This is a genomic window from Mesohalobacter halotolerans (assembly GCF_006120725.1).
GTDB lineage: Bacteria > Bacteroidota > Bacteroidia > Flavobacteriales > Flavobacteriaceae > Psychroflexus > Psychroflexus halotolerans.
This window is the reverse complement of sequence record NZ_SWMU01000003.1, coordinates 220,831-235,831: the sequence shown is the minus strand read 5'-3', so window position 1 is coordinate 235,831 and position 15,001 is coordinate 220,831. Positions and strand designations below refer to the sequence as shown.

Genomic DNA, 15,001 nt, shown 5'->3' with positions numbered 1-15,001 from the left:
CACATCAACTTTCTCCTTCTTCCAATTGATCGGCTTCCGCTTTTTTAATCCATTTTGGGCTGATTTCTTTAGTCGTTTTAATGCCTAGTTTTTGAAGTTTAACGACATCTTTGACTAAATTTTGATTACCTGTCAGTTTTTTCATTGCTGAGGTATATGCCTTATCAGTAGATTTAATGCGGTTGCCTAGTGTTTCTAACTCATCAAGAAGGTTGCTAAATTTATCGTATAAATTACTAGCGTGATTGGCAATTTCGTTGGCGTTTTGTTGTTGTTTTTCGTTGCTCCAAATCATATCAACAGTGCGTAAAGTAGACAGAAGAGTAGTTGGGCTAACCAGTAAAATATTATCTTTAAAGGCCGAATAATAAAAATTTTGGTCTTCATTTTGTGCCAAATACAATGCTGGTTCAACAGGAATAAACATCAATACAAAATCGGGTGTTTGTTTATAACCTAAATCCTGATAATTTTTTGCACTAAGTTGTTTAATGTGATTCTTTAAGGAGTTGAGGTGAGCTTTGAGATGAAGTGTTTGTTCTTTTTCATCTTCTGCGTTAACGTAACGTTCGTAGGCAGTTAAGCTCACTTTTGAGTCGATGACCATCTGCTTATCATTGGGTAAATTAATCACAACATCTGGCATATAACGTTGACCGCTTTCATCTTGATAAGATTGCTGAACTTCATATTCTCGGCCTTTGGTTAAGCCAGATTTTTCTAAAACCCGTTCTAAAATCAATTCACCCCAATTGCCTTGTGTTTTACTTTCGCCTTTTAATGCCCTGGTGAGTTTTTCAGCTTCTTCACTCATCTTGCGATTTTCATGATTTAATTGTTTGATGACTTCATCTAGGCGGGTGTTTTTTTCATTAAAATTATCTTGATTTTTTTGGACTTTTTCTTCAAAAGTTTTGATTTTCTCTTTTAATGGATTGAGAATTTGCTCTATATTTTCTTTGTTTGATGTGGTGAATTTTTGAGATTTTTGGTCCAAAATTTTATTGGCTAGATTTTCAAATTCTTTGGTAAATTTTTCTTGTAAGTTTTCAACTTCTTGCTTTTGAGTGTCTAGTTTTTCTTGGAGGTTTTTGTATTCTGTTTCGGTTTTTGTGAGTTGGTTTTGAGCTTCATCTTTAGCTTGGCGAATGCGCTCGCGTTCGGTTTTTAACTCATCAATCTCCTGTTGATGTTCAGTTTTTAAATGTTCAGTTTGTTTGTCAACATAAGCCAGTTGATTGTTCAACTGATTATTTTGTTCTTCAAGCTGGTTAAGTTCAGCTTTTTTTGTGGCTTTTGATATAGTTTTACCAATAAAAAAGCCAACAACTAGACCTATTAAAATTGTTATAATCGGAATCCAAACCTCCATAAAAATTTATTTTTCGTATTTAGAAATATTACCATCTTTCAACCATAGCGCGGCATTTTCAAAAGCTAAAAGCCAAGGTGTAATTTTATCTTCAGTTCTGTCTTTGGGATAGTAAGCCCAATTCCATGGAAAAATAGACCGTTCTATATGTGGCATCATCACCAAATGTCTGCCAGTTTTATCTGTGAGCATTGCCGTGTTGTATTGCGAACCATTGGGATTAGCTGGATAGGCATCGTAGGCGTATTTGCCAACAATGTTGTAGTTTTCTTTGTCATAGGGAAAACTAAATTTGCCTTCACCATGGGCTGCCCAAATCCCTAATTTCATCCCAGCGAGATTAGACAACATTACAGAATTGTTATTTTGTATTTCAACCGAAGTAAACTGACATTCAAATTTATGTGAATCGTTATGCAGCATTTTTGGCTTTTCGTCATCATCAGGATGTAATAATCCAAGCTCAATAAAGAGTTGACAGCCATTACAAACGCCAATTGACAAAGTGTCTTCACGCTCGAAAAAATTGTATAAGGCTGTTTTAGCCTTGTTATTATACAAAAAGCTGCCTGCCCAACCTTTAGCACTACCGAGAACATCTGAATTTGAAAATCCGCCAACTGCCGCTAAAAATTGAATGTCTTGTAAATTTTCGGCACCGCTTATCAAATCGGTCATATGGATATCTTTCACTTCAAAGCCAGCCAAATCTAAAGCTTTAGCCATTTCGCGTTCAGAGTTTGAGCCTTTTTCTCTTAAAATCGCCGCCTTCGGCTTGGTTTTAGTTGATTTTTTTATTTTACCTACAAAGTTTTGTGGGAAAACATATTGCAAACTTTGAGTTTTGTAATTCTTAAAACGTTCTTTTGCTAGAACTTTAGGGGTTTGGTTTTTATCAAACTCGTAAGAAGTTTTAAACCAAACATCTCTCATTTTAGCAACATCAAATTGATAATCTATTTGGTGATGTTTAATATTTAAAAAGCGCTGTCTTTGACAATGTCCAATTTTATAAGCATTAATGTTTTGCTTCTTTAAATATTTTTCAACTAATTTGTCATCAAAAGCTTGGAAAATAACTCCAGAATTTTCTGCAAATAAAACTTTTATAATATCTGAAGAACTAAAGTGTGATAAGTCAATTTCTGCTCCAATATTTTTATCGGCAAAGCACATTTCTAAAAGACAAGTAATTAGACCACCTGAAGAAATATCATGTCCTGCTAAAATCAAGTCTTTTTTGATAAGGTGCTGAATTGCGTTGAAGCTTTTTTTGAAAAATTCCGCATCTTTAATTTCAGGAGTTTCTTGTCCTACTTTATTAAGAACTTGTCCTAATGAAGAACCGCCAAGTTTAAGATTATCTTGACTTAAATTGATATAATACAAACTGCCACCATTGACTTGCATAACAGGTTCGACGACTTGCGCAATATTGTTACAATGCCCAGCTGCAGAAATAATTACAGTTCCGGGAGACAAGACATTTTTGTTGTTATACTGTTGCTTCATAGATAGTGAATCTTTACCGGTTGGGATATTGATGCCCAAGTCTATAGCAAAGTTTGAAGCGGCTTTTACAGCTTCATATAATCTGGCATCTTCACCAGGGTTTTTGCATGGCCACATCCAATTGGCAGATAAACTCACAGATTTTAAACCTTTGTCGAGTGGCGCCCAAATCAAATTGGTTAAAGCTTCAGCAAAAGAGTTTTGCGAACCCGCTTTAGGATTGATTAATCCAGAAATAGGCGAGTGGCCAATTGACGTTGCAATACCATTTTGGCCTTCATAATCTAAAGCGACCACGCCACAGTTATTAAGTGGGAGTTGAAGTTTGCCAACGGTTTGTTGTTTAGCCACACGACCAGTCACACATCGATCTACTTTATTAGTTAGCCAATCTTTACAAGCCACGGCTTCGAGTTGTAAAACTTGTTTGAGGTAGGTGTTTAATTGATCAATTTGATATTCAATTTTTTCATAAGCCTGTTTGACAGTCTCATCCTTCATAATGGTTTTAGGGGAGTTGCCAAACAAATCTTCTAAACCAAGATTCATTGGAGTTTCGCCACTTGTTTCACTTTTAAATATAAATTGATGATCTTCTGTGATTTTACCTACGATGTAAAACGGAGCGCGTTCTCTTTTTGCGATGGTTTCAAGGGTTTTAGTATCATTTTCTGATAGAATTAACCCCATGCGTTCTTGAGATTCATTACCAATAAGTTCTTTTGCGGAAAGCGTTTTGTCTCCAATAGGCAATTTGTCCAAATCAATATGTCCACCGGTTTCTTCAACGAGTTCGCTTAAGCAATTTAAATGTCCGCCAGCACCATGGTCGTGAATAGAAATTATAGGGTTTTTAGCACTTTCAACTAGAGCTCTAATGGCATTCGAGACGCGCTTTTGCATTTCTGGATTGGCCCGTTGCACCGCGTTGAGTTCGATACTGCTGTCTTGTTGGCCAGTATCGGCAGAAGATACGGCGGCACCACCCATGCCAATTCTGTAATTATCACCGCCAAGTATAATGATATTATCGCCTTTTTGAGGCATATCTTTTTGGGCTTGCTTTTGCAGTCCGTAACCTACGCCACCAGCTAACATAATGACTTTATCATAGCCGAGAAGTCTGTCGTTTTCAGCGTGCTCAAAAGTTAATAAAGACCCGCAAATCAAAGGTTGCCCAAATTTGTTACCAAAATCTGAAGCTCCATTTGAGGCTTTAATCAAAATATCAAGTGGGGTTTGATAAAGCCATTTTCTGGCTTTAAAGGCCTTTTCCCAAGGTCGGTTTTTGCTAACACGCGAATATGAGGTCATGTAAACTGCCGTGCCAGCCAACGGAATAGAACCCCGACCACCTGCCATACGGTCTCTAATTTCGCCACCACTTCCTGTTGCAGCGCCATTAAAAGGCTCTACAGTCGTAGGGAAATTATGGGTTTCGGCTTTGAGTGAAATCACAGATTGCACACTTCTGTTTTGATAAATTGAAGCTCTATCAGCTTGCTTTGGGGCAAATTGCTTAATCTTAGGTCCTTTGATAAATGCAACATTGTCTTTGTAAGCAGAAACAATTTCGTTAGGAAATTCTTTTGAGGTTTTTTTTATTAAACCAAATAGCGAATCTCTCTTATTTTTATTGTCAATAATAAATTGTCCATTAAAAATTTTATGACGGCAATGTTCAGAGTTGACTTGTGAAAACCCAAATACCTCAGCATCTGTAAGTGGTCTGTTGAGTTTTTTGCTGAGGTTTTCTAAATAGCTAACCTCTTCTTTACTTAGCGCCAAGCCTTCAGATTTGTTGTAAGCTGCAATATCTTTGATGTCTTTTATGGGTTCCGGTTCGATGTTTACGTCAAACATATCTTGACTTAACTGATCATAGCTTTGAAATAGCATCGGGTCAAACTCATTATAATCAGGATCTACCGCGGTGAGTTCTTCGATACGTTCAATGCCATTTAACCCCATATTTTTAGTGATTTCTACAGCATTGGTTGACCATGGCGAAATCATATTAGCTCTTGGACCAATAAATTTTTTGGACTTATTTATTTTTTCGATTTGCTGAGCATCGTTTAATAACCAATATAATTTTTTTAAATCTGGCGTTGAAAAAGCTTTATGGTGAACGACTGCAAAAAATAGTTTTGAATCATTTGAAAAAAAAGAAATCATAAAAAAATCAGCTTAGGGCTTTAAGCCACAAAAATACAATAAATTTGTTTGCAAATTATTTAATAATTCATGGGTTTTAGACTTAAACTTTTTCAGCGTATCAAAACCTTTTGGAAATCATCAATATGGAAAAATACTAAACTGCTTTGGACGGTTTTTTTTCCAATTCAACTTTTTTTGATTTACATTATAAGACAATACCCAGAACAGGTTGAAGTATATTATTCAGCTGGAAATTATAAATCAATCGCTAGTTTTTTTCAAAAATTATTCAGTCGACTTCCGTTTTCATTCGGTGATATATTTTATATCATCTTAATATTTTTTTTAGTAAAATATTTCATTAGTATTTATAAAAGAAAACTAAAACTTAAATCATCTGATTTTTATACCATTATTTCGTTTGTATCTGTATTGTATTTTTGGTTTCATTTGTCTTGGGGTTTAAATTATTATCGTTTACCCTTACACAAACAACTCAAGGTTAAGGACGACTACACAACGGATGAGCTATTAAACTTTACTGATATATTGATTGAAAAAACAAACGCTATTCATCATAAACTTGTCACAAATGATTCATTACCCGTAAAATTTGAACACTCTGAACAAGAATATGAAAACACAGTGTTCAATAATTTTAAGCAAACAGAATTTAAAGATCAATATGTCAAATGTCAAAGTATAAAACCTTCCTTACTCAGTTTACCACTAAGTTATATGGGTTTTGGAGGTTACATCAATCCTTTTACACACGAAGCACAATATAATGACAGGGTGCCAAAATACAAGTATCCCACTTTGATTGCGCACGAAATGGGTCATCAACTGGGTTATGCTAAGGAAAACGAAGCCAATTTTGTATCTTGTTATGTCAATATGTTTAGTAAGCATGAAAAAATGCGCTATGCCGGTTTTACTTATGCCTTAAAGTTTTGTCTAAATGAAGTGTATAGACGTTCACCTGAAGATTTCGAACGTTTTAAAGCAAAAGTCAACCCCGGTATTTTAAAGAATTATAAAGAAATACAGTTGTTTTGGGAAAGCTATAAAAACCCACTTGAGCCAGTATTTAAAAACCTATATGGCAACTTTTTGAAAGTTAACAATCAACCACAAGGAATTAAAAGTTACAGTTATGTGGTAGCTTTACTAGTCAATTATTTCACAGAAAATTCTTTACCTTAGTCCAATTAAATTAATTAAGTATGCGAAATTTAATTTACCTCTTATTCTTTTTATTCAATTTAAGCCTTTTCGCTCAAGAGTATTTTCCTGATAATGAAGGTGTAAAACAACAAACCGATATTACTTATGTTTTTACTAATGCTACGATAGTTGACGGATATGATAATATGATGCGTTCTGGTCAATTGATGATTAAAGCAGACAAAATTGTAGCTGTGGGCAAAAATATAAGTATTCCCAAAGATGCCGTAATCATAGATTTAGAAGGAAAATACATTTATCCATCATTTGTAGAACTATTTTCTGATTTTGGAATTAAAGATTTTAAAAGACCTTCATCTAATGGTCAACCGCAATATGGACCATCAAGAGACGGATATTACTGGAATGACCATATCAGACCGGAACAAAATTTGACTAATTATTTTGATTTTGATGAGAAAACAGCAAAACAATTGCGAAAAGCCGGTTATGGCCTTGTTAATACTCACGTGGATGACGGAATAATTCGCGGCACTAGTAGCCTTATTGCTTTGAGCGAAAGTGAAGACATTACCAAAACTTTGGTTGCTGAACAAACCGCTCAAGTGTTTAGCTTTGACCGCAGTAATCAAACTCGTCAGAGCTATCCTACTTCAATTATGGGTAAAATGGCATTGATTCGTCAAGTTTATAATGATGCTGAATGGTATCAAACAGAAAATGCCAAAAACAAAGATTTATCGCTTGAAGCTTTTAATCAACAGCAAGATATACCTCAATTTTTTCATACTGATGACTATCTCGATGCTTTAAGAGCCGATAAAGTGGGTGATGAGTTTGGCGTGCAATACACAATTATCGGAAGCGGCGACGAATACAAGAGAATAAATGAAGTTAAGCAAACCAATGCCCAATTCATTTTACCTTTAAATTTCCCAAAAGCTTACGATGTCGAAAATCCATACCTCACACAATATTTATCGCTGTCTGATATGAAAGAATGGCATCACGCGCCTTACCTTTTTAAACGCTTTGAAAAATATCAAATTCCTTTTGCCATAACAGCTAATGGACTAAAATCGCCTGATAAACTGTTGAGCCATTTAAAAACCGCGATTGAAAAAGGATTGTCAAAAGAAAAAGCATTAGCCGCACTAACGCAAAAACCTGCCGAATTTTTAAAATTGTCAGACCAAGTTGGACATTTAAAACCTGGAGCTTATGCCAATTTTTTAATTACATCGAAAGATATTTTTGAAGACAATATGACGATTTACCAAAATTGGGTCATGGGTCAAAAACACGAATTGGCTGATATGAATCTCGTCGATATTTCAGGCGAATACCAATTGAGTTTTAATAATCAGACTTATGATTTAAAACTCAAACAAAGCAAAGGAAAGTACAGTGCCGAGTTGACAAAAGATACTTTAAAATTTGGCACAAAACTCAATTATAAAGACCATTGGTTTTACTTGACGGTAACCGATAAATCTTCTGAAAATGAGTTCAATAGATTAGCTGCAAGAATAGATCAACCCCAGTCTGATTTTCAAGGTAAAGTCTTTTTAAATAACGAAGTCACTTCAAATTTTGTGGCTAAATATCAAGACAGTAAGGAAAATAAAAAAGATGATAAATCTTCTGATAAAAAAGAAGATAAAGACGAGATGTTGCCCGTTACTTATCCCAATATGTCTTACGGATTCTCTGAAATTTCTTCGGAGCCAAAACCTATACTCGTTAAAAATGCGACTGTTATCACAGGCGAATCTGATGGGACACTTGAAAATACTGATGTTTTACTTAAAGATGGTAAAATTAATAAGATTGGTCAAAACCTAAAATCCTCTAGAGCCAAAATCATCGATGGCAGCGGCAAATTTCTCACTGCCGGTATTGTAGATGAACACTCGCATATTGCGGCAACTTCGGTTAATGAAGCTGGTCACAATTCTTCTGCTGAAGTGACAATGGAAGATGCCGTAAATCCAGATGATATTAGTATTTATAGAAGTCTTGCCGGTGGTGTGACCAGCATACAATTGTTACACGGTTCGGCTAACCCAATTGGTGGGCGTTCTGCCATCTTAAAGCTCAAGTGGGGTCAGCCTGCAGATGAAATGATTTATGACAACTCGCCTAAGTTTATCAAATTTGCTTTGGGTGAAAACGTCAAGCAATCCAATTGGGGAAGTCGCACAAGATTTCCACAAACACGCATGGGTGTTGAGCAAGTTTTTATAGACTATTTTTCTAGAGCTAAAGCTTATGGTGAAAAAAAGAATTCTGGCGAAGCATACCGTAAAGATGCCGAAATGGAAGCCCTACTTGAAATCATCAACAGCGAGCGATTTATCTCCTGCCATTCTTATGTGCAAAGCGAAATCAACATGCTGATGAAAGTTGCCGAACAATTTGACTTTAGAGTTAATACCTTTACGCACATTCTTGAAGGTTATAAAGTTGCCGATAAAATGGCTAAACACGGCGCTGGCGGTTCAACCTTTAGCGATTGGTGGGCTTATAAATACGAAGTCAATGATGCTATTCCTTTTAATGCTGCTATAATGCATAACGAAGGCGTCACAGTAGCCATCAACTCTGACGACGGCGAAATGATACGACGACTTAATCAGGAAGCTGCCAAATCTGTTAAATATGGCAATATTTCACCTGAGGAAGCTTGGAAATTTGTAACCTTAAATCCTGCTAGACTTTTACATATCGATGATAGAGTTGGGAGCATTAAAGAAGGCAAAGATGCCGATGTGGTGTTGTGGAATGCACATCCATTATCAGTTTATGCCAAGCCAGAATATACCATTATAGAAGGAAAAATTTACTTTTCTCTTGAAAAAGATAAAGAGCTGCGTCAACACATTAAAAAAGAACGCAGTCAATTGATTAATATGATGTTGAGAGCTAAAAACAAAGGGTTAAAAACTCAACCTATCAAAAAGGAAAATAAAGAATTTTTGCACTGCGACAGTGAAATTGAATTACATTAAAACACAGATGATGAAATATTTATTTAGTTTACTTATCACTTTTACCATATTTAACCTTTGTGCACAACAAACACCAGCACCTGAGCAAAGCCAACCCATTTCTATTGTTGGTGTAACAGCTCATATAGGTAATGGTGAGGTTGTAGAAAACGCTATTATTGTTTTTGAAAACGGAAAAATTACTCAAGTTAGTGATGTCAATAAAGCCCAACCTAAAGGAAAAGTCATTCAAGCCGAAGGAAAACACGTTTATCCTGGTTTTATTGCCCCTAATTCAACATTGGGATTAGCAGAAATCGACGCGGTGAGAGCCACAAGAGATGAAGATGAAATTGGCACATTTTTACCCCATATCAGAAGTGTTATTGCTTATAATGCTGAAAGTAAAATTGTAGAAAGTATGCGACCAAATGGGGTGTTGATGGGACAAATCACACCGCGAGGTGGTAGAATTTCAGGAACATCAAGCATTGTGCAATTTGATGCGTGGAATTGGGAAGACGCCATCGTAAAAGCCGATGATGGTATTCATATGAACTGGCCTAGAAGTTTTAGCCGATCGGGCAATTGGTATGACACCGATAGACGTTACGAAATTAATAAAAATTACACCAAACAATTAGACGAATTACATACTTTTTTTGATAAATCTAAAGCTTATTATCAGTCTGATGATTTCAACAGAAATACAGTTTACGAAGCTATGAAAGGCTTATTCAATGGAGAAAAAACTCTTTTTGTGCATGTTGACGCCGAAAAGGAAGTCCTTGACCTTTTGGCTTTTAAAGCTGAATACAATTTAGAAAACGTTGTCATTGTTGGTGGTGCAGAGGCACATCGTGTAGCCAACGAGATTAATGCTGCAAATGTCCCAGTATTGCTTCAACGCGTGCATTCTACGCCAAATTTTGAAGGTGATGATTACGACTTACCGTATAAATTACCTAAACTATTGAGCGATAAAGGGATTCTTGTAGGTTTAGAATCCAGTGGCCAGATGGAACGAATGAACACGCGAAATTTGCCATTTTATGCAGGAACGGCAGTTGCTTACGGTTTAGATAAAAAGGAAGCGCTTAAAATGATTACGCTCAATACAGCAAAAATATTAGGAATTGATGATTTTGCTGGAAGCTTAGAGATTGGTAAGGATGCAACATTATTTATTTCAGAAGGCGATGCTTTGGATATGCAGGGTAACAGATTAACACATGCCTTTATTCAGGGTGGAGAAATTAGTTTAGAAAGTCATCAAACTGAACTCTATAAACGATATTCTAATAAATATAACCACAAAATCGATGAATAAACCATCTCTTATTCACCGCCTTAGATTTTTTTTAGAGCGACGTGGGTTTTATGTCAGCTCAAGACTGGCTGATCGCTTGGGGATGAAAGCCAAGTCGGTCAGGTTATTTTTTATTTATGCTTCATTTGCCACATTTGGTTTTGGATTTGTGGTATATTTGACCTTGGCTTTTTGGTTTAAACTCAAAGATTTAGTTTATACCAAAAGAAGTTCAGTGTTTGACTTATAATTCAAAATTAAATCATCTATGCATCTACCTTTACTCCAAGATTTGGTAGTCATCATGGGATTTTCTATTGTTGTGGTTTTTTTACTCAACCGCTTAAAAATTCCATCTATTTTAGGGTTTTTATTTACTGGTGTTTTGATAGGGCCGCATGCTTTGAGTCTAGTCAAAGCGGTTGAACAAGTGGAAATCATATCAGAAATCGGTGTGATTTTATTGCTGTTTGTTATCGGTATGGAATTATCCATAAAACAGTTAATGTCTATTAGGAAAACTGTATTTATAGGCGGTTCTTTTCAAGTTGGTATTACGCTTTTGGTAGCTTCATCGATAGCATATAGTTTAGATTTCCCACTGAATGAAGCCATCTTTATAGGCTTTTTATTTTCGCTTTCGAGTACGGCTATAGTATTAAAATTGTTTCAAGACCGCAATGAAATTAATACACCACATGGTAAAAATGCGCTAGCTATATTAATCTTTCAAGACCTTATTGTTGTGCCTATGATGTTATTGGCACCAATCATGTCCGGGCAGTCTGATGATATTGGAGGAAGTATTCTAGAACTGATTATAAAAACCTCTATTGTCATTGTTATCACAATTGTGAGTGCGAGATACCTTGTTCCAAAATTGATGCATATTATTGCCAAAACCGAAAGCAAAGAACTTTTCTTACTCACTACTTTTGCGATTTGTTTTGCGGTTGCGTTTTTAACTTCAGAAGCCGGTTTATCTTTAGCACTTGGAGCGTTTCTAGCTGGTTTGATTATATCAGAATCCGAATACAGTCACCAAGCTACGAGTTCTATTTTGCCATTTAGAGAATTATTTACCAGCTTGTTTTTTATCTCCGTCGGGATGTTATTGAATTTAACGTACTTCATCAATAATATTCTTTTCGTTTTGTTGTTAGTGGCCTCAGTTTTTGTGGTCAAATCCATGATAGCAGGTCTGGCTGTTGCCGTATTAAAATATCCGGCACGAACAGTTATCATCACCGGTGTATCTTTATTTCAAGTGGGTGAATTTGCTTTTATTTTGTCTAAGGTTGGTATAGAATATGACTTATTATCGCCGGAAATGAATCAACTGTTCCTCTCGGTGTCTATATTATCAATGCTATTAACACCTTTCATCATTATTTTGTCTGAAAAAATTGCTTTTGGTATTTTAAAAATAAGATTCTTAGATAAAATTTTAGAAACTAAAAAACCTGAAACACAAGTTATAGATGATGAGATTGAAAACCACTTAATCATCATAGGTTTTGGTATCAATGGCTCAAATTTGGTTAAGGCCGCTCAATACATGAACATTCCTTATCTGGTTGTTGAATTGAATGCAGAAACTGTAAGAGAACAGAAAAAAAATGGTATTCCCATCATGTATGGAGATGCGACGCAAGATCATATTTTAGAATCACTGAACTTGACAACAGCACGTGCTCTGGTTATCGCCATATCTGATCCAAAAGCCACTAAAACCATCTTATCAAATGTGAGAACCATGTCTCAATCTATCTACACCATTGTCAGGACAAGATATGTCAAAGAAATTGAGGAGCTTCACGCTCTTGGTGCAGATGAAGTTATTCCGGAAGAATTTGAAACTTCTATAGAAATTTTTACACGGGTTTTGCATAATTTTTTAATCCCTCAAGAGGATATCGAAAACTTTATCAATTCCTTACGATCTGATAATTACAGTTTATTTCAAAAAAAAGCGACTTTTCCCAGGGCTTATCGTTTACCTGAGATACCTGATTTTAATATTATTTCACTTAAAGTTAATAAGGATACCAGTAAAATTATCAGAAAAACTATTGGTGACTTAGATATTAGAAATCAATATGGTATCAATATTTTAAGTATAAAAAGAAAAGAGGACTTTATCAATATTGTCAAACCCTCAGAAAAGATTTGTAGAGGCGATGTGTTGTTTGTTCAAGGCAAGCAGGAAAATATTGAAACTTTTTCTAAGTTGATTCATTAATAAATGAGCTTTAAGTTTCCCTTTTTTAAAACAAAAAAAAGATTTTTGACAATGCCTTAAATCAATTCTTTACAATTCTAAAATAGTTTTTTATTACTAATATTTTTTTAGATATTGCGGCTTGTTTATTAAATGGTTAATTAATTATAAATTTATAATTATGATAAGAAGTTTATTTTCATTGGTTGTTTTGTTTTTTTCAATTACACTATTTAGTCAAGATTTAGTGATTAAAGAAAAACTCATCAACCCTTCAGATGAAATTAATAATGGTTCAATTGAAGTAGAAGTAGATGGAGGAACACCACCATATCAATACAAATGGTCTAATCAAAGCACGCCATTGTCTTCTAATAAATCTGTCGGCCTAACAGAAGGTATTGCTTATCACATCAAAGTTACAGATGCTAATGGTCTTACAGCAGAGAAAGACATTACCATAAAAGCAGAATCGATAACAGAACATTTTAATGGCTTTTTTACACCAGTTGTTGGTGCGATGGGCAGTGTGTTGTTTTGGGATCCATTTGCTGCCATTGGTATTTATGATCCTGTTGTGTATACTAATAAAGACCTCATTTTTGCGCCTGAGTGGGATGCGGAGACTCAAGAAGTATTTACATTAAAAAAATGGCTAGTCAACTCCAATACTTCTGTAAAAAAGGGTGATGCTATTGCTGTTGTAAATTTATCTAACACCGGAGATATAGAAGTTAAAGCTCAAGAAAACGGTAAAATTAAACACAAGGTCAAAGAAGGAGAAGTTATTTATGACCCCAATAATAAAGAGGATGTGATTCAGCCAAATGCTCATGTATTTGGTGAGATTAAATATGAGAATCCCGTGGCTCTAACTTTACCAAATGGCGATAAGAAAACCAAAGGTATTCCATTTATTGTCGTTTGGTTGATTGCTGGTGCCGCTTTTTTTACATTTAGAATGGGATTCATTAATATTAGAGGATTTAAGCATTCGCTTCAACTCGCAAGAGGTAAATATGACGATCCGGATGCTCCAGGTCGAATTACCCATTTTCAAGCTTTGACAACAGCGGTGTCTGCAACCGTTGGCTTAGGTAATATAGCCGGTGTGGCGATCGCAATTTCACTTGGTGGAGCTGGGGCAACTTTTTGGATGATTTTAGCTGGTTTACTCGGTATGTCATCCAAATTTGTGGAATGTACGCTTGGTGTCAAGTATAGATTTATTAATAAAGAAGGACGTATTTTTGGTGGACCCATGAACTATTTGAGATATGGATTAGAAAAAAGAAATTTAAAAGGTCTAGGTAAAACCTTAGCTGTAATTTTTGCAGTTTTGGCCATTGGTGCTTCATTTGGAGGCGGTAATATGTTCCAAGCCAACCAATCCTTTAATGTATTAGCTGGGCAAATTCCTATGCTTGAAGGGAATGGTTTTATTTTTGGTCTTATTCTAGCAATTCTTGTTGGTGTAGTTATCATTGGTGGTATCAGTAGTATAGCAAGAGTTACTGATAAAGTCGTACCATTTATGGCTGCAACTTATGTTATCGGTGCATTTATTGTGATTGGCGTAAATATTGACAATTTGGGAGCAGCTTTCTCAGCTATTATTAACGGTGCTTTTTCACCCAGTGCACTCAAGGGCGGTTTCATAGGTGTATTAATTGTAGGCTTTCAACGAGCCGCATTTTCTAACGAGGCCGGTGTCGGTTCAGCTGCTATTGCTCACTCTGCGGCCAAAACTAACCATCCGCCTTCTGAAGGTTTTGTAGCTCTTCTTGAACCATTTATTGATACTGTAGTGGTATGTACACTGACAGCTTTAGTTTTAATTTTTACTGGTATGCACGAAGTTGACGGCTTATCTGGTGTACAGTTGACCACAGACGCATTTGGAAGTGTAGTCTCATGGTTTCCTTATGTCTTGGCAATAGCTGTATTTTTGTTTGCTTTCTCTACTATGATTTCTTGGTCTTATTACGGCATGAGGGCTTGGTCTTATATTTTTGGGAGAAGCAAAACAAACGAGTTAATTTATAAAGTCTTTTTCTTAATTTTTGTAGTTGTCGGCGCTTCTATCAGCTTAGGTGCTGTATTAGACTTTTCAGATATGATGATTCTTGCGATGTCTTTCCCTAATATCATAGGACTACTAATCTTGTCTGGTGAAGTTAGAAAAGATTTAAGAGAATACATGTCTAAACTCAAAAAAGGCGAATTATTTACACGCCAGAAATAAGTTT

General features: G+C 35.5%; 8 protein-coding genes. 6 read left to right on the top strand and 2 right to left on the bottom strand.

Annotated features, from left to right (window positions below; all coding sequences use genetic code 11):
* Window positions 1–4: 4 nt before the first annotated feature.
* Both rmuC and purL read right to left on the bottom strand, forming a co-directional pair.
* The gene (rmuC, locus tag FCN74_RS08225; protein WP_138932116.1) at window positions 5–1,372 is read right to left on the bottom strand and encodes a DNA recombination protein RmuC; all 1,368 of its coding nucleotides are present in this window, start codon (window positions 1,370–1,372) and stop codon (window positions 5–7) included.
* A 6-nt stretch (window positions 1,373–1,378) separates the two neighbouring features.
* Complete coding sequence (purL, locus tag FCN74_RS08220; RefSeq protein WP_138932115.1) at window positions 1,379–5,062, bottom strand: phosphoribosylformylglycinamidine synthase; 3,684 nt, start codon at window positions 5,060–5,062, stop codon at window positions 1,379–1,381.
* 69 nt (window positions 5,063–5,131) lie between these two features.
* Here purL and FCN74_RS08215 point away from each other — a divergent pair, with 69 nt between their 5' ends.
* The 6 genes from FCN74_RS08215 (at window position 5,132) to FCN74_RS08190 (ending at window position 14,997) form a co-directional block, all read left to right on the top strand.
* On the top strand, window positions 5,132–6,250 hold the full coding sequence (locus tag FCN74_RS08215) for a DUF3810 domain-containing protein (RefSeq protein ID WP_138932114.1): 1,119 nt from the start codon (window positions 5,132–5,134) through the stop codon (window positions 6,248–6,250).
* Window positions 6,251–6,270: 20 nt separating this feature from the next.
* A complete protein-coding gene (locus FCN74_RS08210) occupies window positions 6,271–9,243 on the top strand; it encodes an amidohydrolase family protein (protein ID WP_138932113.1) in 2,973 nt (990 codons plus the stop codon).
* 10 nt (window positions 9,244–9,253) lie between these two features.
* Window positions 9,254–10,552, top strand: coding sequence for an amidohydrolase family protein (locus FCN74_RS08205; protein WP_138932112.1), 1,299 nt, complete (start codon window positions 9,254–9,256; stop codon window positions 10,550–10,552).
* Window positions 10,545–10,781, top strand: coding sequence for a PspC domain-containing protein (locus FCN74_RS08200; protein WP_138932111.1), 237 nt, complete (start codon window positions 10,545–10,547; stop codon window positions 10,779–10,781). The genes FCN74_RS08205 and FCN74_RS08200 overlap by 8 nt, the downstream gene beginning before the upstream one ends.
* A gap of 18 nt (window positions 10,782–10,799) precedes the next feature.
* Window positions 10,800–12,773 (top strand): monovalent cation:proton antiporter family protein, encoded by a 1,974-nt coding sequence (locus tag FCN74_RS08195; RefSeq protein ID WP_138932110.1) that lies wholly within the window; start codon window positions 10,800–10,802, stop codon window positions 12,771–12,773.
* A gap of 160 nt (window positions 12,774–12,933) precedes the next feature.
* Complete coding sequence (locus tag FCN74_RS08190) at window positions 12,934–14,997, top strand: amino acid carrier protein (RefSeq protein ID WP_138932109.1); 2,064 nt, start codon at window positions 12,934–12,936, stop codon at window positions 14,995–14,997.
* The last annotated feature ends 4 nt before the right edge of the window (window positions 14,998–15,001 follow it).

Bases quoted from the DNA above. Each gene is read 5' to 3' on its own strand.
- FCN74_RS08190 (WP_138932109.1), top strand. From the start codon at position 12,934: ATGATAAGAAGTTTATTTTCATTGGTTGTTTTGTTTTTTTCAATTACA.
- purL (WP_138932115.1), bottom strand. From the start codon at position 5,062: ATGATTTCTTTTTTTTCAAATGATTCAAAACTATTTTTTGCAGTCGTT.
- FCN74_RS08205 (WP_138932112.1), top strand. From the start codon at position 9,254: ATGAAATATTTATTTAGTTTACTTATCACTTTTACCATATTTAACCTT.
- rmuC (WP_138932116.1), bottom strand. From the start codon at position 1,372: ATGGAGGTTTGGATTCCGATTATAACAATTTTAATAGGTCTAGTTGTT.
- FCN74_RS08200 (WP_138932111.1), top strand. From the start codon at position 10,545: ATGAATAAACCATCTCTTATTCACCGCCTTAGATTTTTTTTAGAGCGA.
- FCN74_RS08215 (WP_138932114.1), top strand. From the start codon at position 5,132: ATGGGTTTTAGACTTAAACTTTTTCAGCGTATCAAAACCTTTTGGAAA.
- FCN74_RS08210 (WP_138932113.1), top strand. From the start codon at position 6,271: ATGCGAAATTTAATTTACCTCTTATTCTTTTTATTCAATTTAAGCCTT.
- FCN74_RS08195 (WP_138932110.1), top strand. From the start codon at position 10,800: ATGCATCTACCTTTACTCCAAGATTTGGTAGTCATCATGGGATTTTCT.